This window comes from Flavobacterium sp. AC274 (assembly GCF_979258275.1).
The window spans coordinates 4,500,131-4,519,661 of sequence record NZ_OZ409852.1; the positions used below are offsets into that span (position 1 = coordinate 4,500,131).

Sequence of the window (19,531 nt, forward strand, 5' to 3'; positions counted from 1 at the left end):
TTTGCCTTTTCTGTTTATTCCTTTTTCAAAACACTTTATTGTTCGCACAGTCTGATGCCAAATATCATGGTTTTACAGATCGAATTTTGCAATTTTCAAAACCAAACAAAGTTTTATATAATCATATTGATGCACAAGGAAATGGTTCTATCGAATACACAAATGCAAAAAAACAGATACTTCGCTTTCGTGTACTTAATCATAAACTACAAATATTACATGGCGGAATTGCCTATCAATTGTTTATTTATGAAAATAATGATTTACAAAAAATTGCAACTTTTGACAGCAATGGAAAACTAGCCGGTGAAAGAGAATCTCAAAATGAAGCAATAGTCCAATTTATTGTTGAGAAAAAACAAGAATATCTCAAAAAAAGAAAGTGTTAGACGATGCCGAGGGAAATATTGATATGAAAGATGACAGTAAGGAACAAATAATCAGAATAAAATTATTCGATTCCAATAATCGCCCGATAATAGATTTGCATTCTAAATATATTTCGAGCAAAGAATATTATAATTATTGCCATAGAATGTATTGGCCTTAGTAAAGGTTCTGAGGAACTAAGGTTCTAAGATGCTAAGATAATGCGTAAAATTTATCATTCAAACAACCTGAATAGTAAAAACTCAGAATCTTAATATCTCAGAATCTTAGAACCTTAAAAAAAACAAACAAAATCTTTCTGCTCCCGAAATAAAATTGTGGCTTTGTTTTTGAATAAGTAGTATTTTTGAAACTTAAAATAACCCCCATCTAATGAAAAAGATTTTATTATTGACTATTGTTACATTTTCTCTTGCTTCTTGTGCGCAAGTACAACAAACCCTAAACCAATTGCCACAATTGGCATCACAATTACCTAGCGGAAGTGTTGATATTGCTTCTGGATTAAAAGAAGCTTTAAATAAAGGAATTACTCAACAAGTAAGTAAATTAACCGCAGTTGATGGTTTTTATAAAAACGAAGCTGTAAAAATTTTAATGCCTGCCGAATTACAAAAAGTCGATGCAACTTTACGTAAAGTTGGTCTTAGTTCATTGGCAGATGAAGGAGTTAAAATGCTAAATCGTGCTGCCGAAGATGCTGTAAAAGAAGCAACACCAATATTTGTATCAGCCGTAAAAAATATGTCTTTTACAGATGCTAAAAATATTTTACTTGGAAATGACAGTGCTGCAACAACTTATTTACAAGGAAGTACAACAACAGCTTTATACGGAAAATTTAATCCGGTAATTAAAAGTTCATTTGAAAAAGTAGGTGCTGATGTAGTTTGGACAAAAATTATCAATAAGTACAACACAATTCCATTGGTAAAAAAAGTAAATCCTGATTTAACAGATTATACAACAACTCAGGCTTTGTCTGGTGTTTTTAAAATGATTGCTGTTGAAGAAAAAGATATCCGTAACAACATTAGTGCAAGAACAACGCCTTTATTGAAAAGCGTGTTTGCTATGCAGGACGGGAAATAATTTTTCCGAAGGTTCAAAGGCTCAGAGTTGCAAAGGTACAAAGCAACCTTTGTCACTTTGAACCTTTGCAACTTTGTCACTAATCAAAAACCAACCAAAAAAATGCAAAAAATTACCATTCTGATTCATTGCAAAGACCAAAAAGGTATTATTGCCGCAGTGACTACTTTTATTGCAAAAGTAGAAGGAAATATTACCTACATTGACCAGCATGTTGATGTAGAACAAAATGTATTTTTTATGCGATTAGAGTGTGAATTGACAAATCACCACATTACTATTGAAGGCTTAAAAGAAGATTTTAATCAAACTATTGCAACAGATTTTAACATGTCATGGGATTTGTACAATCAGGAACAAAAACCAAAAATGGCTTTGTTTGTTTCTAAGTATGATCATTGCCTTTTTGATATTTTAGGCCGTTACAGCGCAGGAGAATTAAATGTCGAAATTCCGGTAATTATAAGTAACCATAATGATTTACGATCGATAGCAGAGCGTTTTGATATTCCGTTTCATTGTGTTCCTTTTACAAAAGATAATAAAGAAGAAGGCGAAGCCAAACAAATAGAACTGCTGAAAAAATATCAGATTAATTTTATTGTACTGGCACGTTATATGCAAATTATAACGCCAAATTTGATCGCACTTTACGAGAATAAAATTATTAATATCCATCATTCGTTTTTACCTGCATTTCCAGGCGCAAAACCTTATCATTCCGCTTTTAAGCGTGGTGTAAAAATTATTGGTGCAACAAGTCATTATGTTACGGCAGAATTAGATGAAGGTCCAATTATTGAGCAGGATATTGCGAGGGTTTCTCACATACATTCTGTTGATGATTTTATCATGAAAGGACGTGATTTGGAACGTATTGTTTTGGCAAGAGCCATAAAACTACATGCCGAACGTAAAACAATGGTTTATAGTAATAAGACTGTTGTTTTTTCTTAGGAACTAAGGTTCTGAGATACTAAGTTTTTTTACCGCAAAGAGCGCAAAGATTTACGCTAAGTTCGCTAAGCTTTCTTTAATTCTTTGAACTTAAAAATAATATTGAGTAAAGTTCGCAAAGCTTTGTCAACATCAAACTCTGAGCCTTTGCTTCTTTTAAAATAGCAAACCCGACAGGTTTTAAAAATCTGTCGGGTTTTATTTATAATAATATAATCTCGTTTTTTGTTATTTCGATTAAAGAAAACATATAACGTAATGTGCACCTTTAACAGGGATTAAAATCCCCGGCTACAATATAAATCGTTCCTCCGGAACTTTTTAGACATGTCGGGTACTTTGAGACAAAGTAAAAAACTTTGAACCTTTGCCACTCTGAACCTTTGAACCTTTTTCCTAAACTCTTGGATCGGCAAAACTATGTACTTGTTCCATTGTTAATCCCAACGCATTTGCCACACCTTCTCCATAAGCCGGATCTGCTTTATAACAATTTCTGATGTGACGAATCTGAATAAATAATTGTGCTCCTCCTACTTGCGCTGCAGTATTTTTGAATAACAATTGTTTTTTCTCGTCTGTCAGTAAACGGAATAATAAGCCTGGCTGAGTAAAATAATCTGCATCATCTTCTCTAAAATTATGCGCATACGCATCACCATGCAGTGCTAATGGCGGCTCTTTAAATTCTGGCTGTTCCTGCCACTCGCCAAAACTGTTTGGTTCATAATGTTTGCGGCTTCCAAAATTACCATCTACGCGCATAGCTCCGTCTCTGTGAAAACTATTATAAGGGCATCTGGAAGAGTTTACCGGAATTTGATAATTATTTACACCCAAACGATAACGATGGGCATCTCCGTATGAAAACAAACGCGCCTGAAGCATTTTATCCGGAGAAAAACTTATTCCCGGAACAATGTGGGCGGGATTAAAAGCGGCTTGTTCTACTTCTGCAAAATAATTTTCGGGATTTTTATTAAGTTCGAATTCTCCAACAGGGATAAGTGGAAAATCTCCTTTTAACCAAACTTTTGTCAAATCAAAAGGATGAAAACGATAAGTAGCAGCTTGCTCTTCGCTCATTATCTGAACAAACATTTTCCACTTCGGAAAATTTCCTTCTTCGATAGCATCGTATAAATCTCTTTGGTGGCTCTCTCTGTCACCGCCTACTAACAAGGCAGCTTCTTCATCAGATAAATTTTCAATTCCTTGTTGCGACACAAAATGGAATTTTACGTAATGTCTTTCATTTTGAGCATTTAAAAAACTAAATGTATGACTTCCAAATCCGTGCATTTCACGATACGATCTCGGGATTCCTCTGTCGCTCATTACAATTGTAATCTGATGCAGGGCTTCGGGCAATAATGTCCAAAAATCCCAATTGTTATCAGCACTTCTTAAGTTGGTTCTTGGATCACGTTTTACGGCATGATTTAAGTCTGGAAATTTCATCGGATCACGAAAAAAGAAAACCGGAGTATTATTTCCTACCAAATCCCAATTTCCTTCATTTGTATAAAATTTCATTGCAAAACCGCGAATATCTCTTTCAGCATCAGCAGCGCCTCTTTCTCCTGCAACAGTTGAAAACCGAACAAACATATCTGTTTTTTTTCCAATTTCCGAAAATATGTCGGCTCTTGTATATTTTGTAATGTCGTGAGTTACAGTAAAAGTTCCGTAAGCACCTGAACCTTTTGCATGCATTCTGCGTTCCGGAATTACTTCACGATCAAAATGCGCCATTTTTTCTAAAAACCAAAAATCTTGTAATAAAACAGGTCCGCGAGGACCAGCAGTCTGAATGTTTTGATTGTCCGGAACAGGGGTTCCTGTTGCAGTTGTTAATTTTTTGTTTGTTTCCATGTTGCTGACATTTAATATTTTATCAAATATACAAACTAATCTTACGATTTATATAAGTAAAAATTGATTGTCGCTATATTTTAATAACCAAAAATTATTTATAGTTACAGAATCCTCAAAACAGAGATCTTAAAAAATCTTAACTTATGTCCAACAAAGTAATAACAAAACCTTAACAGCAGAACATTCATATATGTCTGATCTTTGTAATGTAATAAACTGGTTATTTATTATTTTGGTTTTGGTTAGTTAAATGATGCCGGCGTCTTCGAGATGCCGGCATTCTTTATTTATATAAGTTTTGTTTTTTAGTTTCAGGTTTCAGGTTTCAAGTTACCATGCTTTGAACATAAATTTTACCACAGAGATCCACAAAGTTTTTTCACAGAGATTCGCAAAGTTTTTTTTAATTACTCCGTGTAACTTTGTGAAAACCTTTGTGAAACTCTGTGGTAGAAATTGCAATTAAATCAGCACAATCCAAAAACCAGAAACTTTTTTCCTCTTCTTCAATTTGGATACAACTACAAGGGATTTGGCTACTTTATAACTTTATAGTTGATGGATCTTTGTGTTATTAAATTAAAACACAAAAATCAAACAAGTTATGAGCACAATACAAAAATTTAAATTAGGAAATCAAGGGCTTGTTGTTCCTAATATTGGTTTGGGATGTATGGGAATGACCCAAATTGCAGGAATGGATATTTATGGCAAAGCCGATGAAAAAGAAGCTATTGCAACAATTCACAGATCACTTGAGTTGGGTGGAAATTTTCTGGACACAGCCGATTTATATGGTCCGTTATTGAATGAAAGATTAGTAGCAAAAGCTATAAAAGGCAATCGTAACGCTTATGTTATTGCTACAAAATTTGGCTATGAAATTGATGATAACGAACAACTTACGTGGCAGTTTAACGGCAAGAAAGAATATGTGAAAAAAGCGGTAGAACGTTCTCTAAAAAACCTGGGAACTGATTATATCGATTTGTACTATTTACACAGACTTGACCCAAATACCCCAATTGAAGAAACTGTGCAGGCAATGGCTGATTTGGTAAAAGAAGGAAAAGTGGGTTATATCGGATTATCTGAAGTTTCATCTGAAACGATACGCAAAGCACACAAAATTCATCCTTTGACTGCAGTACAAACAGAATATTCTTTATTTGAAAGAAGCGCTGAAGAAGCTGGTATTTTAGATACCCTAAACGAATTAGAAATTGGTTTTGTTGCCTATTCTCCACTCGGAAGAGGTTTTATTTCGGGAGACATAAAAAGTCCGGATGATTTTGATGATACTGATTTCAGAAAAGCAATTCCGCGCTTTCAGGGAGAACAATTTTATAAAAATATAGAATTGGTAAATGAAATTCAGAAAATGGCAAACGAAAAACAAATCACCGCTTCTCAATTGGCACTTTCATGGATTGCATCAAAAAATATTTTAGCCATTCCGGGAACGAAAAGAGTAAAATATGTAGAGCAAAATATCGCTGCTGCACAAATGGTTCTTTCTGCAGACGAAATGAATCGATTAGAATCGATTATTCCGCTTGGTACACAAACCGGTGCCAGATATGATGCTGCTAATATGGCTGGAATTGATCAATAATTTGCTTAAATAAATCACTCAGGAAAAGTTATCTTTACGGTAGCTTTTCCTCTTTTATATTGTTTTAAATATAATTGTTTTAAATATTTCGCTATGAAAAAAGAAGTTCATATTCCTCATACAATTCAATCCATCTCAGAATTACATTCTTTACTCAAAATTCCAAAACCGGAACATCCTTTAGTGAGTTTTGTCGATTTAAGTAAAATAACCTGCCATTTTGATGACAATCTAAAAAGTGTAGTTTATTCTTTTTATACCGTTTGCATCAAAAAAGGTTTTACGGGAAAAATGAAATACGGACAAAATACCTATGACTTTGATGAAGGTGTAATGACTTTTATGTCACCGGGACAAGTAATTTCTACAGAAGTTAGCGTTGATACGGCAGTTTATGGCGCAATGTTGGTAATTCATCCAGATTTTATTCAAAACTATGCTTTGGCTAAAAACATAAAAGATTATGGCTATTTTTCATATGCCGTTAGCGAAGCTTTGCATCTTTCTGACAAAGAACAAATTATGATTACCGGTATCATGAAAAATATCGAACAGGAATATTGTTCTTCCATCGATGCTTTTAGTCAGGACGTAATGGTTTCACATATCGAACTGCTGCTTAATTATTGCAACCGTTTTTATAATAGACAATTCATTACCCGAAAAAATGTCAATAACACTCTTTTAAGCAAACTAGAAACTTTGTTATCTGATTATTTTGAAGGAGATAAAGTTCAAAAATTCGGATTGCCTACAGTGGCTTATCTTTCAGATGAACTGAATGTTTCTCCAAATTATTTAAGTGATATGCTGCGTTCCTTAACGGGACAAAGCACACAGCATCATATTCACAATAAAATTATCGAAAAAGCAAAAGAATTACTAACAACAACTTCGTTAAGTGTGAGCGAAACAGCTTTTCAATTGGGATTTGAATATCCGCAGTCATTTAATAAATTGTTTAAAAGCAAAACCAATGTATCGCCTTTAGAGTTTAGAAGTTCGTTTAATTAATTTTTAAATAAAAACGGGATATTTTACTTTGAACATAATTTTACCGCAAAGTTCGCAAAGATTTTTCGCAAAGATTCGCAAAGGTTTATTTTATAATATAAGTGGGCAAAGTTCACAAAGCTAAATCAAACATATAGCTTTGCGAACTTTGTCTTTTATAAAAGCTTTATAGTAAAAAAGCTTTGCGAACTTTGCGGTAAAATTATGTTCAAAGTTTGGCAACTTGGAATTTGGAATTTAAAAATTGAAATTTAGTTTTTCAATCTTTCGTGGAGGATTTTAAAATACGGAAACGCTTTTAACAATCGGCTGCCATGCCAGGAGAACATTTCACCGTCAACGAAAATAGTTTTTGCGTGATGTGTAAAACGTCCTATTTCAAAAGCATCTTCTTCTTTAAAAGGATAAGGCTCTGAGGAAAGAAAAACCAAATCAGGATCGCCTTCCAATCTCATTTTTTTGAGTTCTATTTCAGGATAACGACCTTTGTCTTCGTATATATTCTGAAAATGATTCAGTTTTAATAATTCATTGATGTAGGTGTCATTTCCGGCAACCATATAAGGATCTTTCCAAATAAAATAAGCGGCTTTTTGCACCGGAATATCCTGAATGTATTTTTTGAAATCGCTTAAAGCAAAAGCCAGTTTGTCGTTCCACTTTTGCGCTTCGGTTCTGCAATTAAAAAGCTGCCCGAAGTCAGAAATCATCTGAAAATTATCTTCAACAGAAATAATATTCGTCACCCAAACCGGACAAATTGCACTTAATTGCTCGACAATTTCAAGCGTGTTTTCTTCTTTATTGCAGATGATAATATCGGGCTGCAATAGTTTTATTTTTTCGAAATGAATCTTTTTGGTTCCGCCAACAACTTTTTTGGTTGATTTAAAATGATAGGGATGTACGCAAAACTTAGTTATTCCGATGATTTTTTCTTCTAAACCTAAATCAAACAACAACTCGGTTTGAGATGGCACTAACGAAATGATTCGTTTTGGCGTTTTCTCAAAAGAATGTAATGTGCCTAGTTGATCTTTGAGTTGTTTCATGTTTGCTTTGTTTCAGGTTTCAAGTTATTGGATTGTGTGTTTTTTTTACCACAGAGTTACACAAAGTTTTTTCACGGAGATTCGCAAAGTTTTTTAAGATTAGATTTTAAAAATCACAAAGCTTTTTAAAACTGTTTAAATTATCTTAGTGCAACTCTGTAGTAGGACTATTCTCAAAGTAAAGCAATGAAACTTTAAACCTGAAACTTCGAATTAATTATCTCTTCCATTTCTTTTTGAACTGTAAGCGCTTCTTCCCTTGCCTTTTCTGCAAAATCTGTTCCTTTTGAAGCGTAGATAATTGCTCTTGCTGAATTGACTAATAAACCAACTTTATCATTCATTCCGTATTTGCAAACTTCAGATAAACTTCCGCCCTGCGCGCCGATTCCCGGAACTAATAAAAAGCTATCCGGAACAATTTTCCTTATATCGGCAAAATATTCTGCTTTTGTAGCGCCCACAACGTACATTAAATTATGGCTGTTTTTCCATGTTTTAGACGTTTCTAAAACTTGTTTATATAATTCTTTTCCGTTTACATTTAAAGTCTGAAAATCAAAAGCGCCTTCGTTTGATGTTAAGGCCAACATTATAGTATGTTTGTTTTCGAATGCCAGAAAAGGTTCAACTGAATCTTTTCCCATATAGGGCGCAACGGTTACACTATCAAAATTTAAATCTTCAAAAAAAGCTTTTGCATACATACTTGAAGTGTTTCCGATATCACCTCGTTTTGCATCGGCAATGGTGAAGATTTCCGGAAAATTCTCGTTGATGTAATTGATTGTTTTTTGTAATGAAATCCATCCTTTTATTCCATAGGCTTCAAAAAAAGCTGTATTTGGTTTGTATCCCACCGCTAAATCGTGTGTAGCATCAATTATTGCTTTATTAAATTCGAAAATAGGATCTTCGGTTTCTAATAAATGAGGTGGAATTTTGGTTAAATCAGGATCTAATCCAACGCATAAAAATGATTTTTTTTGAAGAATTTGTTCGTGTAGTTGTTGTGTTGTCATTCTTGTTTTTTTAGTTCTTCTAATTTCAAAGAAATGGCTCTTTTTAGAAAGTATGCAAAAATAAAAAAAGCCACTCAATTAAGAATGGCTTTTTGGTATTATATTCAGTTTGGTTTACAAATTACCTAAGTAAACAATTTCTGTTCTTCTGTTTTCTGCTCTTCCAGAAGCGGTTTTGTTTGATTTAACCGGTTTTGTAGATCCAAATCCCTGAGAAGTTAGATTGGCAGGGTTAACACCTTTTTCTATTAAAAGATCCATTACTGCTTTTGCTCTGGCTTCAGATAATTTTTGGTTTGCTTTTGCATTTCCAACATTATCTGTATGACCGTTAATGGCAAATTTAGCATTTGGATAATTTTTCAATATCTCTTTTATAGCATCTAATCTTCCAGAAGTTACACCTTTTTTAGCGTCATTTAAAGTCGCTTTTCCAGTTACGAAGAAGATAGATTTTGCTTCTACTTTTAATTGCTCTAATGTCGCTTTGGTTACTTTAGGACAACCTTTATTTTCTGCAGGACCTGCAATTAAAGGACAATCATCTTCTTTATCAGAAACTCCGTCTTTATCAGCATCAAGATCCGGACAACCTTTATTTTCAACTAAACCTGCAACATCCGGACAAGCATCGTCTTTATCTAAAACGCTGTCTCCATCTGTATCCGGCCAAGGACATCCTTTGTTTTCTACCGGACCGGCAACTGCTGGGCAAGCATCAACATTGTCTAATAAAGTATCTCCATCTGTATCTTTCCAAGGACAACCTTTGTTTTCTTTTGGACCTGCAACAGCTGCACAAGCATCGTCTTTATCAAAAACTCCATCTGCATCAGTATCTGGCCATGGGCAGCCATTATTTTCTGCAGGACCTGCTACTTTTCTACAAGAATCCTCTTTGTCAATTACACCATCTTCATCAGTGTCTTTAAATTTCTTTTCGTAAACCGGAATTTTCAATCCAAGGTAAAAATCAGCTGCTTTAGATTCTTTCGAAACTAAATTACTAAGAATCGATCCCGAACCTACGAAGAAAGTTCCAACACGTAATCCTGAACCAACTTGTGTTCCGCTGTATTCCATCCAGGTAACTGGCAAATAAAAGCTAAACCATCTGCTTTCGTAACGAGGTGACAAACTCACTCTGTTTGCAATACCATTTCCGTTTAGTTTACCTGAAGATACCATATTAATATCTCCATTAAGATTCAGGTAAAACTTATTGTGAATATTCCAGTCAACATCAGGATGAAGTGCTGTTGGCAAGTTTGTTTTTAATCCTTTTGAAGTTGAAACTTTTGTATAATGTTCATTCAAAAAGTCGTAAAAATCATCTGCATTATCAATCATTTCCTGAGTGATAGAGCCATTTACGTTGTAAGTATCCTGTTTAGCATCTTTGTAATTGATAGATCCAATATCTGTTACAGACAATCCAAAACGTACTTTGTATTTATTTAAATCCCTGAAATTATTATCAGCAGGTTTTGCTTTACTTAGATCATATTTATCATAATCCGGTCTCCATTCGTACACAAGTCCGAAATCAAAACCAAAACCTCTTGAATTAGCATCAAACTCATAATCCTTGTTGGTTTCCCAATCCTGGCTTGTACCAATAGTAAGCTGCCCTTGAGAATTTAAGGTTCCTTTCTCAGGATTAGTGGTGTTTTCAACATAGGAAAGATTGATATTATTTCCCTGAATATATCCGTTTGTTCCACCCTGAAGGTATTTTGCCGTAATACCTCCTTTTAAAAAGTGCTGGTCTTTTTGATATAAAACTGCTGCGTATGAAATACCCAATTCTCCCCATGAATTGGAAGATCCATTGGCATTTCCGGCATTAAAATTAAAATCGCTTGCTTTATCCAGACCTTCTTTAACCTGATCAACAAGATTTCCGTTAATGTTTCTCAAATTGCTTACAGATCTTGCTCTTGTAAAAACCGCGATAGTATGTTTTGGCGCAATGTTAAACATAAACGAAGGTCCCATAATATCAAAATTAATTACAGCATTGTTTGCATTTGATGGACTTATTTTAGACTGAGTATCAAAATCATATCCGTCTTTATAAACATCAGAAAGTTTAACTCCGTATAAATCATTTTGCACAGACCCGCTTATAGAAAACAAGTTAATATCTGTTTTAAAACGAGAATCGGCTATAGAAGCCGGATTGAAAAGAACGCTTTGAACTCCGGCGTAGTTGTCCTGAAAATACCCTATGTAGGATTGGGCATTAACGGTTAAAGTGCATGTAAAAAGAAATAAAATAAGTAGTGTTTTTTTCATTTAGAATTTGGTTTAAAATTTAGTTGGCGGCAAAACTACAATAATAGATTTGTTATTATGTTATGCTAACATTGAATTCATGTAACATCTTTAATAAATTATGTAAATAAAAAACTTAGTGTGTTTTTTAATTTTGGCCTAAACCTAAAATAAAAGGATTATGAGCCCAAATATTGGAATTACGCCAAAAAGTTTAAAGAAAAGCACAAGTATATTAGCCACGATTTTATCTAACGAAATGACCTTATATGTAAAAACCAGAAAGTTTCACTGGAATATTTCAGGAAACAGTTTTATGGAATTGCATAAATTATTTGAGGACCAATACCGCGTTTTAGAAAACAACATTGATGAGGTTGCTGAACGCATTAGTCAACTTGGAGAAAAAACTATTGGAACGATGAAGGAATTTATTGAAAACTCTACTTTAAAAGAGTCTCCAAAAGAATACGCTTCGCAAAAAAACATGCTGGAAGAACTTTTAGAAAACCACGAACAATTAGTTACAGAATTTAGAGACTATATTCCGGTTTTTGAGAATGACAATAATGATATAGGATCTGCTGATTTTATTACAGGTTTATTACAACAACACGAAAAAATGGCCTGGATTTTACGTCGTTATCAGGTTTAAAGCTTAAAAATGTGAATTATGCAACAATCCCAAAAATGGATATAACACATCGTTATGGATTAATTTGCAACTTTACAATACTATAAATTACTAAATAAAACTATCATGAATACGACAGAGATAAAAGGAAACTGGAATGAGTTAAAAGGGAAATTAAAACAAAAATACGCTGATCTGACAGATGATGATTTGATGTATGCTGAAGGTAAAGAAGACGAAATGTACGGAAAACTTCAGCAAAAATTAGGTAAAACTAAAGAAGAATTTCATCAAATGTTATCGGATTTGTAATCCTTTTTGACCCAATCAAGATACCGTCTAATTTTTTAAACTTAGACGGTATTTTTTTGATTAGCTCAGTGAACGAATTGACAAATAAATTTCACTTAAATCTGTAATCTCAACAAAAAGTCCAAAAAATTTAACTATCTTTAACCCTATTTCGATCCTATGAAACTATTTATAAAGTTTGACATCAACACAATTTGTTCTCTATTTTTAAAGCAAAAATTAGAAGAACAAAACATGAATTTTACCACATTAGGTTTTGGCGAAATTGAACTAGATGAAAATCTGAGTGTTGAAGCGCTGGAAACTTTAAAAAATGATTTAAGCCCATTTGGTTTTGAAGTTGTCGAAAACCAAAAAAGCGTTTTGGTTCAAAAAATTAAAGACGCTATTATTGAGCTTGTTTACATGGATGACAATAATAATTTTAAAAGTTCTGTATTTTTGGCAGAGAAATTAAATCATAGTTACGGTTATTTATCTAATGTATTTTCGGAAGTAACTTATTCTTCTATCGAAAATTTTATTATTTTGCAAAAGATAGAAAGAGCCAAACAATTGATGCTAGTCAATGAAATGAGTTTAACCGAAATTGCTTTTTTACTTAATTATTCGAGTGTTGCACATTTAAGTACCCAGTTTAAAAACACAACAGGAATAACTCCTTCGGCTTTCCAGAGAATTATTAAAAAAAGAAGAGAGAATTTAAAATAAAATACACAACCAATAAACCCACTAATTCGATGCAAAAAAACGCATTACACATTTTACTCGCTGATGACGATGAAGACGACCGCCTTTTCTTTAAAGATGCCTTTGAAGAAGTAAGAGTGCAAACCAAAGTAACCTTTGTTCATGATGGTCTTCAATTAATGGAACATTTAATGCAACCGGATGTAAAATTGCCTGATATTTTATTTCTGGATTTGAACATGCCTAAAAAAACAGGAAAAGAATGTTTGATCGAAATCAAAAAAACCGAACATCTTAAAAATATAATTATTGCCATTTATTCTACCTCATCTTCTGAAGAGGACATAGAAGATACTTTTATTGAGGGTGCCAATATTTATATCAAAAAGCCAAGTGATTTTAATACTTTAAAGAAAATTATTAATGAAGTCGTGACGTTAAATTGGCACTATCACACGTCTGGTTTAAATCGTGATAATTTCCTGTTGCGCCTAAAATAATAATGCTTAATGAAATGGATACCCAAGTTTAATTCTTCAAACTCATTGAGAGTTATTTTTGTAATCGCAGTTTTCATTCTGTTATTTCTTTCCTCAATTGCTTACAAACACAACCAGGATTTAAACGAATCCAGTAAACTTGTAATGCATACTTATGAAATAAACATTCAATTAGAGCGGTTAATGTCGGCGATAAAGGATGCCGAAACGGGACAGCGTGGCTATATAATAACACGTAACGGCCGTTTTTTAACTCCTTATATTTATTCTCGCGACAAGGTAAATACTTCATTTATTACATTAAAAAAACTTACAGCCGATAATCCGAAGCAACAAAAAAACCTTCAAAAATTATTCGGGCTTATTACACAGCGTTTTACTTCATTCGAAAACTGTTTTAAATACAGCAATCCACAAACATATGATAAAAGAAAACTCGACAATCATATGTTTGGCGGACGAATTTTAATGGATAACATTCGTTTTCAGGTTGATGAAATGAATGATATCGAAAAAAGATACCAGCAAAAAAGATTAAAAATATACGATCAGGAAATTTCTTTAAGTCCTGTTTTCTCTATTTCACTATTTTTAACCGCATTAATCTTTATTATTCTTTCTTATAGACAAATCAGCAAAGACATTAAACGATTAAAAATATTCAACAAAAAGCTTTTGATTTCTTCCCGATTAATGGCCGAGTCTGAGGTTATTGGTAAATTCAGCACCTGGCAATGGGATCTTGATCTTAATAAAATCGATTATTCAGATAATCAATATCGTTTATTAGGTTTTAAACCAAATGCTTTTGTTCCTGAAAAAGATACTTTTTTAAATTTTGTACACCCAGATGATAAAGAGGCTGTGGCAAAATCTATGGAAGGAATTGTCAATAAAAAACAATTACCTTTTATTTACTATAAGATTACGCTTCCAAATAATGAAATAAGATATTTTAAATCGACAGGGAAATTATTGACTGATCAACAAGGCAGTCAGATTTTACTCGGAATCAATTTTGATATTACTGACGAGCATTTATTAAACATAGAACTTCAGGAACGTAATAGAGAACTGGAAAAAAGCAATCAGGAACTTGCGTCTTTTAATCATGTTGCAAGCCATGATTTGCAGGAACCTCTTCGAAAAATTCAAACCTTTATTTCAAGGGTTTCTGATGCAGATAAAGCTGTTTTATCTGATAGCGCAAAAGATTACATTAGCAAGATTGAAATTTCGGCAAAAAGAATGCGTGTTTTAATAGACGATTTACTTTTATTCTCGAGAACGAATACTACTAAAAAAGAATTCATAAAATCGAATTTGAACGAATTACTCGAAAATGCCAAATCTGAATTAACAGAAATCATTGACGAGAAAAAAGCAACCATTACGGTTTCAAAATTACCGAAGCTCGATGTTATTCCGTATCAAATCGAACAGCTTTTTATCAACCTGATTGGAAATTCCTTAAAATACAGTAAGCCTGATATAAATCCGGAAATTAATATTGTGACCGAAAAAGTTACATCAAAAGATTATCCTGATTTATTAGAACCAAATAGTAAGAAATTCTATAAGATAACTTTTTCAGATAACGGAATGGGATTTGATTCTCAGTTTAAAGAAACCATTTTTATTTTATTTCAGCGTTTGCATTCTAAAACAGATTATCCGGGAACAGGAATTGGTTTAGCAATTTGTAAAAAAATTGTCGAGAACCATAAAGGTTATATTACTGCAGACAGCACCTTAGGAAAAGGCTCTGTATTTACTGTGTTTCTACCAGAATAAAACTTCTAAAAAACTACATGAAAAACGTTATATAAATCCATTATGGGAATTATATAACGTTTCTTTTTTATGCTGTAAAGCAAAACGCTTCATTCGTTAGCATCTTTGTAATGTAATACTTTAACAAGTAATTAATGAAAGCAATGCCCATATTGAGAGCAACATTTTTAAAAATATTCTTTTTAATAATTATCCTTTGCAACACGTCTTGCAATAAAAATAATCTAATAGAAAGTAACTTTAAAAACGAAGCTTTTAATACAAATGACAGAGAGCAAATGGAAGCTTATTTTTTTATTGCGACGGCAAATTTAAGTAAAGCTATTATTTCTAAAAGTCAGATTGCAGAACAAAAAACTTCTAAAAGTATTATAAAGCAATTAAGCAGGAAAATTGAAAATCACCAAAATAATTTGTTAAGGGATATAGCAAAAATAGCCAATAAAAGGCTGGTGATTGTTACCGAAATAAACAACTCCAGTAAACTGGAATTATATAAGTTAACTGACACTAGTGCCGCCAGATTTGATAAAGTTTATTTGGATTCATTGTTGGAATCATTAAACGGACAAATTGAAGCATTAGAATCAGTTTCTAAAGAAACAAATGACGAAGTGATTTTGAAATTAGTATTGCATTATTTGCCAGAAATGTATCAGCTTTTAAGAGAAACTGAACAAATTAAACAACAAATTAATTAAATGCCTTTAGAGCAATCATTAACCTAAATTAATCACAATTATGAAAATGCAATCAAATTTATTATGCGCCTTAGTCCTATTTATGACCGCTTCTTTTGGAGTACTACACGCTCAGGACGAAAATGTTACAACCGAGTTTGGTATAAAAGGAGGTTTTAATATGTCTAATTTTTTATCAGACGATGATGAAGCAACTGACGAAAATATTCTGTATGGTTTTAATGCCGGTGTTTATGCCACATTACCAATCTCAGATTTTGTCGCTATTCAGCCAGAGGTTTTATTTACCACAAGAGGTTCTAAGTTAGAATATAACAGTGATCTTGCAAGTGGGGACGCAAAATTTAAATTAAACTATATCGAAGTTCCTTTATTAGTTAGAGTTAATATCACTAAAAACTTTAACCTTCAGGCTGGTGGATATGCATCTTATTTAGTAAGTTCTAAACTTACCGGAGACGGAGCTGCTGAATTTAACGAAGATATAGACACAGATGACTTAAACAAATTCGATGCTGGTATCGTAGCAGGTGTTGGAGTTGACTTTAGCCCAATAAGTATTGGTGTTCGTTACAACTATGGTTTAACAACTATTGGTAAAGAAAGAACGGTTTTAGGACAAACTTATACATTCCCGGATGCAAAAAACAGTAATTTATCTGTTTACTTATCATACAAATTAAATTAAAAAACAAATCAATTAATTATTAACCATAAATAATAAGACCATGTCAAATTTATTATACACAATCGCAGTGATTCTGGTTATTCTTTGGGCCCTTGGGTTCTTTGTTTACAGCGCCGGAAGTATTATTCACATTTTATTAGTAATTGCCATTATTGCAATTCTTTTCAGACTTATTAAAGGTCGAGAAATTTAAAAAACACAAACAATTAATTAAATATACATTAATCCATTAAATCAAATATTATGAAAACTAGTAGCACAATTTTAGGAATTTTAGGAGCCGCAGCGGCGGGAGCATTTTTAGGAGTTTTATTTGCACCGGATAAAGGTTCAGAAACAAGAAAAAAATAAAAGATAAATCAAAAGATTACGGAGATAACCTAAAAGGGAAATTTGACGGAATTGTAAGCACTATTACTTCAAACGGTAAAGATATTATCGAAGAAGGAAAAGCAAAATTCAATTCTGTAAAAGAAGACTTCAACACTGTTAAAGATGAAGCTAAAGCTGTAAAAACGAACTATTAAAAAAGTGAATTTTTTAAACCATAAAATACCTTTATCATGGAAACAAATGCAACAACAAGAAACGACGAAAACATTTTTGAAAAAGCTGAAAACTATACCCGAACAAGTATTGAATTAGTCAAACTTAAAACGGTATCTGCATCAGCAGATGTTCTTTCAACATTAACATCTAAAATTGCCGTTGGTGCTGTTGTTGCATTTTTTACCTTATTTCTTAATATCGGGTTAAGTTTATGGATTGGAAAACAGCTTGGAGAATATTCTTATGGCTTTTTTATATTGGCGTTATTTTACCTGATTGTTGCCATTGTTTTAAACACATTTCAACATTCGCTAATAAAAACACCGATTGGAAATATGATTATTTCCAGCATTTTAAAAGAAACTAAAACTGATTTAAACGAAACTGACAAAGCTTAAATTAACTGTTATGGGAACCATTAAAGAAAACATTTTTACTGTTGACAGATTAGAACAAATGATTCTTGAAACAAAGGCGCAACAAAAACAGGACTGGATCGCGATTAAAGATGAAGTTGCAGAAATTAAGCAAAATCTAAAACCGCTAAATCTAATTAGAAATACGGTTGAGGAAATTAATGAAACAGTTGGATTTAAAAGTCATTTGGCACAATCGGCAATCAGTATTGGAATTGGTTATCTCGCAAAGAGATTAGTAGTAGGAAAATCCGATTCTACTTTCAAAAGTATCTTCGGATCAGTAGTACAGCTTATTATAACCAATTTAGTTTCAAAACCTCATGACTCTTCTCATGATGAAACAGAAGAAGAATCATCACCATACGAACCATCAAGAGAGTAATTGTTTAAACTAAAAATATAAGTATTATGGAAAAGCTAAGCGAAATAGTATTGAAAAATGGTGTATACGTTTACTCGAATCTATATAAATGTTTTGAATTTACGAGAGTATTTTTAGGTATCTAACTTGCTTTATACGTTTTATAAACAAACGGTTAATCAGTTAATATCCTTCACTATATATCTTAAAAGGTTCAAAGATGCAAAGGCTCAGAGGTACAAAGATGCCAAAGATCCTGAGCTATCAGATTTGAATCTTATAAAAAAGGGACTGTTTCACAAGTGAAACAGTCCCTTTTTAAATTTTATTAAATCGTAAGGCAGATCCTAAACCTTTGTACCTTTAAACCTCTGTACCTTTTTTAGAAAACCTCCGAAGCTTCTTTTAATTTCTCCATATTGTTTACCAATTGTAATTCGGCAACAATTTTTTGGATATCACCGTTCATGATGTTTCCTAAATCGTATAAAGTTAAACCAACTCTGTGATCAGTTACACGACCCTGAGCGTAGTTATAAGTACGAATCTTAGCCGAACGGTCACCAGAACTTACCTGAGATGTACGCTTTGTAGCATCTTCAGCCTCTTTCTTAGCCAATTCCTGTTCGTATAAACGAGAACGTAAAACGTTCAGCGCTTTATCCTTGTTTTTATGCTGTGATTTCTGATCCTGACATTGCGCCACCAATCCGGTTGGAATGTGCGTTAAACGTACCGCAGATTTCGTTGTATTAACCGATTGTCCTCCAGGTCCAGATGAACAGAAGAAATCAACACGAACATCGTTCATATCAATTTGTACATCAAATTCTTCCGCTTCCGGCAAAACCATAACTGTTGCTGCAGATGTGTGCACACGACCTTGCGTCTCAGTTTGAGGAACACGCTGAACACGGTGAACACCGGCTTCAAATTTTAAAGTTCCGTAAACATCTTCACCCGAAACCTCAAAAATAACCTCTTTGAAACCTCCCGAAGTTCCTTCGTTCATATCTACAACCGAAGTTCTCCAACCTTGATTTTCACAATATTTAGTATACATTCTGAATAAATCTCCGGCAAAAATACTCGCTTCATCCCCACCCGTTCCGGCACGAATCTCGACCATTACGTTTTTAGCATCTTCAGGATCTTTAGGAATCAACATAAATTTGATTTCTTCCTCAAGTTCCGGCAATCTTTCTTTTGCTTCGTCCAATTGCATTTTGGCCATTTCGGTCATGTCTGCATCGCTTCCATCAGCAATAATTTCGTTTGCCTCATCTATATTAGCCATCAAAAGCACATATTCATCACGCTTTTCAGCCAATGCTTTCAGGTTTTTGTACTCTTGATTCAATTGCACATAACGTTTCTGATCAGAAATAACATCCGGCTGGATAATCAAATCTGAAATCTCGTCAAAACGCTGTTTTACTATTTGAAGTCTATCTAACATTTTCTAATTCCTTTTATTGGAGTGCAAATTTACGAAATTTTTGTTGAAAATTCTATTATTGATTTTTTGAGTTTTTTAAGGATGAAATTTAGTGGAATTATGATGGTTTTTAGGATCCCGATAGCTA

The 19,531-nt window shown here is 33.1% G+C and carries 21 protein-coding genes; 16 read left to right on the forward strand and 5 right to left on the reverse strand.

Translation table 11 applies throughout. The features are described from left to right. Window positions 1-38 precede the first annotated feature (38 nt). The 4 genes from ACZZZT_RS20430 to purU all read left to right on the forward strand — a co-directional run bounded on the left by ACZZZT_RS20430 (window position 39) and on the right by purU (window position 2,439). Window positions 39-389, forward strand: coding sequence for a hypothetical protein (locus tag ACZZZT_RS20430; RefSeq protein ID WP_463461725.1), 351 nt, complete (start codon window positions 39-41; stop codon window positions 387-389). After that, entirely contained in the window at window positions 383-550 is a 168-nt protein-coding gene (locus tag ACZZZT_RS20435; RefSeq protein ID WP_463461726.1) for a hypothetical protein, read from the forward strand. The genes ACZZZT_RS20430 and ACZZZT_RS20435 overlap by 7 nt, the downstream gene beginning before the upstream one ends. A gap of 212 nt (window positions 551-762) precedes the next feature. Further along, the gene (locus ACZZZT_RS20440) at window positions 763-1,482 is read left to right on the forward strand and encodes a DUF4197 domain-containing protein (RefSeq protein WP_042566313.1); all 720 of its coding nucleotides are present in this window, start codon (window positions 763-765) and stop codon (window positions 1,480-1,482) included. A gap of 102 nt (window positions 1,483-1,584) precedes the next feature. Next, window positions 1,585-2,439, forward strand: coding sequence for a formyltetrahydrofolate deformylase (purU, locus tag ACZZZT_RS20445; protein ID WP_463461727.1), 855 nt, complete (start codon window positions 1,585-1,587; stop codon window positions 2,437-2,439). Window positions 2,440-2,835: 396 nt separating this feature from the next. Here purU and ACZZZT_RS20450 read toward each other — a convergent pair whose 3' ends face one another. Next, complete coding sequence (locus tag ACZZZT_RS20450) at window positions 2,836-4,314, reverse strand: catalase (protein WP_463461728.1); 1,479 nt, start codon at window positions 4,312-4,314, stop codon at window positions 2,836-2,838. A 607-nt stretch (window positions 4,315-4,921) separates the two neighbouring features. Between ACZZZT_RS20450 and ACZZZT_RS20455 the strand changes: the two genes are divergently transcribed. Further along, on the forward strand, window positions 4,922-5,932 hold the full coding sequence (locus tag ACZZZT_RS20455) for an aldo/keto reductase (RefSeq protein ID WP_463461729.1): 1,011 nt from the start codon (window positions 4,922-4,924) through the stop codon (window positions 5,930-5,932). Between the two features lie 93 nt (window positions 5,933-6,025). Then, on the forward strand, window positions 6,026-6,946 hold the full coding sequence (locus ACZZZT_RS20460; RefSeq protein ID WP_463461730.1) for a helix-turn-helix domain-containing protein: 921 nt from the start codon (window positions 6,026-6,028) through the stop codon (window positions 6,944-6,946). A 251-nt stretch (window positions 6,947-7,197) separates the two neighbouring features. On the opposite strand, the gene ACZZZT_RS20465 is transcribed toward ACZZZT_RS20460, so the two are convergent. The 3 genes from ACZZZT_RS20465 to ACZZZT_RS20475 form a co-directional block, all read right to left on the reverse strand. Then, a complete protein-coding gene (locus ACZZZT_RS20465) occupies window positions 7,198-7,998 on the reverse strand; it encodes an ABC transporter substrate-binding protein (RefSeq protein WP_463461731.1) in 801 nt (266 codons plus the stop codon). A gap of 194 nt (window positions 7,999-8,192) precedes the next feature. Then, a complete protein-coding gene (gene pyrF, locus ACZZZT_RS20470; RefSeq protein ID WP_463461732.1) occupies window positions 8,193-9,020 on the reverse strand; it encodes an orotidine-5'-phosphate decarboxylase in 828 nt (275 codons plus the stop codon). A gap of 114 nt (window positions 9,021-9,134) precedes the next feature. Continuing rightward, a complete protein-coding gene (locus ACZZZT_RS20475) occupies window positions 9,135-11,318 on the reverse strand; it encodes a DUF5723 family protein (protein WP_463461733.1) in 2,184 nt (727 codons plus the stop codon). A gap of 160 nt (window positions 11,319-11,478) precedes the next feature. Between ACZZZT_RS20475 and ACZZZT_RS20480 the strand changes: the two genes are divergently transcribed. The 10 genes from ACZZZT_RS20480 (at window position 11,479) to ACZZZT_RS20525 (ending at window position 17,966) form a co-directional block, all read left to right on the forward strand. After that, window positions 11,479-11,952: a Dps family protein gene (locus ACZZZT_RS20480; protein WP_042566322.1), complete on the forward strand. Its 474-nt coding sequence runs from the start codon at window positions 11,479-11,481 to the stop codon at window positions 11,950-11,952. A gap of 105 nt (window positions 11,953-12,057) precedes the next feature. Then, window positions 12,058-12,243, forward strand: a complete 186-nt coding sequence (locus ACZZZT_RS20485) for a CsbD family protein (protein WP_042566323.1) — start codon at window positions 12,058-12,060, stop codon at window positions 12,241-12,243. 159 nt (window positions 12,244-12,402) lie between these two features. Next, window positions 12,403-12,954, forward strand: coding sequence for a helix-turn-helix domain-containing protein (locus ACZZZT_RS20490; RefSeq protein ID WP_042566324.1), 552 nt, complete (start codon window positions 12,403-12,405; stop codon window positions 12,952-12,954). 29 nt (window positions 12,955-12,983) lie between these two features. Then, complete coding sequence (locus ACZZZT_RS20495) at window positions 12,984-13,433, forward strand: response regulator (protein ID WP_042566325.1); 450 nt, start codon at window positions 12,984-12,986, stop codon at window positions 13,431-13,433. Window positions 13,434-13,442: 9 nt separating this feature from the next. After that, a complete protein-coding gene (locus tag ACZZZT_RS20500) occupies window positions 13,443-15,227 on the forward strand; it encodes a sensor histidine kinase (protein ID WP_463461734.1) in 1,785 nt (594 codons plus the stop codon). 134 nt (window positions 15,228-15,361) lie between these two features. Then, window positions 15,362-15,928 carry a DUF4142 domain-containing protein gene (locus tag ACZZZT_RS20505; protein ID WP_463461735.1) on the forward strand — a complete coding sequence of 189 codons (567 nt, stop codon included), beginning with the start codon at window positions 15,362-15,364 and terminating at the stop codon, window positions 15,926-15,928. Window positions 15,929-15,968: 40 nt separating this feature from the next. Continuing rightward, the gene (locus ACZZZT_RS20510) at window positions 15,969-16,616 is read left to right on the forward strand and encodes a porin family protein (RefSeq protein ID WP_463461736.1); all 648 of its coding nucleotides are present in this window, start codon (window positions 15,969-15,971) and stop codon (window positions 16,614-16,616) included. A 40-nt stretch (window positions 16,617-16,656) separates the two neighbouring features. Continuing rightward, on the forward strand, window positions 16,657-16,809 hold the full coding sequence (locus tag ACZZZT_RS20515) for a lmo0937 family membrane protein (RefSeq protein WP_007811479.1): 153 nt from the start codon (window positions 16,657-16,659) through the stop codon (window positions 16,807-16,809). A gap of 370 nt (window positions 16,810-17,179) precedes the next feature. Further along, window positions 17,180-17,563, forward strand: coding sequence for a hypothetical protein (locus ACZZZT_RS20520; RefSeq protein WP_463461737.1), 384 nt, complete (start codon window positions 17,180-17,182; stop codon window positions 17,561-17,563). A gap of 10 nt (window positions 17,564-17,573) precedes the next feature. Next, window positions 17,574-17,966, forward strand: a complete 393-nt coding sequence (locus ACZZZT_RS20525; protein WP_302095259.1) for a hypothetical protein — start codon at window positions 17,574-17,576, stop codon at window positions 17,964-17,966. Window positions 17,967-18,327: 361 nt separating this feature from the next. Here ACZZZT_RS20525 and prfA read toward each other — a convergent pair whose 3' ends face one another. Further along, window positions 18,328-19,404, reverse strand: coding sequence for a peptide chain release factor 1 (gene prfA / locus ACZZZT_RS20530; RefSeq protein WP_026981929.1), 1,077 nt, complete (start codon window positions 19,402-19,404; stop codon window positions 18,328-18,330). Window positions 19,405-19,531 lie beyond the last annotated feature (127 nt).

What these genes read in the sequence shown, in the direction of transcription:
- ACZZZT_RS20480 (WP_042566322.1), top strand. Translation starts at nt 11,479, where the DNA reads ATGAGCCCAAATATTGGAATTACGCCAAAAAGTTTAAAGAAAAGCACA.
- purU (WP_463461727.1), top strand. Translation starts at nt 1,585, where the DNA reads ATGCAAAAAATTACCATTCTGATTCATTGCAAAGACCAAAAAGGTATT.
- ACZZZT_RS20495 (WP_042566325.1), top strand. Translation starts at nt 12,984, where the DNA reads ATGCAAAAAAACGCATTACACATTTTACTCGCTGATGACGATGAAGAC.
- pyrF (WP_463461732.1), bottom strand. Translation starts at nt 9,020, where the DNA reads ATGACAACACAACAACTACACGAACAAATTCTTCAAAAAAAATCATTT.
- ACZZZT_RS20440 (WP_042566313.1), top strand. Translation starts at nt 763, where the DNA reads ATGAAAAAGATTTTATTATTGACTATTGTTACATTTTCTCTTGCTTCT.
- ACZZZT_RS20475 (WP_463461733.1), bottom strand. Translation starts at nt 11,318, where the DNA reads ATGAAAAAAACACTACTTATTTTATTTCTTTTTACATGCACTTTAACC.
- ACZZZT_RS20455 (WP_463461729.1), top strand. Translation starts at nt 4,922, where the DNA reads ATGAGCACAATACAAAAATTTAAATTAGGAAATCAAGGGCTTGTTGTT.
- ACZZZT_RS20465 (WP_463461731.1), bottom strand. Translation starts at nt 7,998, where the DNA reads ATGAAACAACTCAAAGATCAACTAGGCACATTACATTCTTTTGAGAAA.
- ACZZZT_RS20485 (WP_042566323.1), top strand. Translation starts at nt 12,058, where the DNA reads ATGAATACGACAGAGATAAAAGGAAACTGGAATGAGTTAAAAGGGAAA.
- ACZZZT_RS20520 (WP_463461737.1), top strand. Translation starts at nt 17,180, where the DNA reads ATGGAAACAAATGCAACAACAAGAAACGACGAAAACATTTTTGAAAAA.
- ACZZZT_RS20525 (WP_302095259.1), top strand. Translation starts at nt 17,574, where the DNA reads ATGGGAACCATTAAAGAAAACATTTTTACTGTTGACAGATTAGAACAA.
- ACZZZT_RS20460 (WP_463461730.1), top strand. Translation starts at nt 6,026, where the DNA reads ATGAAAAAAGAAGTTCATATTCCTCATACAATTCAATCCATCTCAGAA.
- ACZZZT_RS20490 (WP_042566324.1), top strand. Translation starts at nt 12,403, where the DNA reads ATGAAACTATTTATAAAGTTTGACATCAACACAATTTGTTCTCTATTT.
- ACZZZT_RS20505 (WP_463461735.1), top strand. Translation starts at nt 15,362, where the DNA reads ATGAAAGCAATGCCCATATTGAGAGCAACATTTTTAAAAATATTCTTT.
- ACZZZT_RS20500 (WP_463461734.1), top strand. Translation starts at nt 13,443, where the DNA reads ATGAAATGGATACCCAAGTTTAATTCTTCAAACTCATTGAGAGTTATT.
- ACZZZT_RS20510 (WP_463461736.1), top strand. Translation starts at nt 15,969, where the DNA reads ATGAAAATGCAATCAAATTTATTATGCGCCTTAGTCCTATTTATGACC.
- ACZZZT_RS20450 (WP_463461728.1), bottom strand. Translation starts at nt 4,314, where the DNA reads ATGGAAACAAACAAAAAATTAACAACTGCAACAGGAACCCCTGTTCCG.
- ACZZZT_RS20515 (WP_007811479.1), top strand. Translation starts at nt 16,657, where the DNA reads ATGTCAAATTTATTATACACAATCGCAGTGATTCTGGTTATTCTTTGG.
- prfA (WP_026981929.1), bottom strand. Translation starts at nt 19,404, where the DNA reads ATGTTAGATAGACTTCAAATAGTAAAACAGCGTTTTGACGAGATTTCA.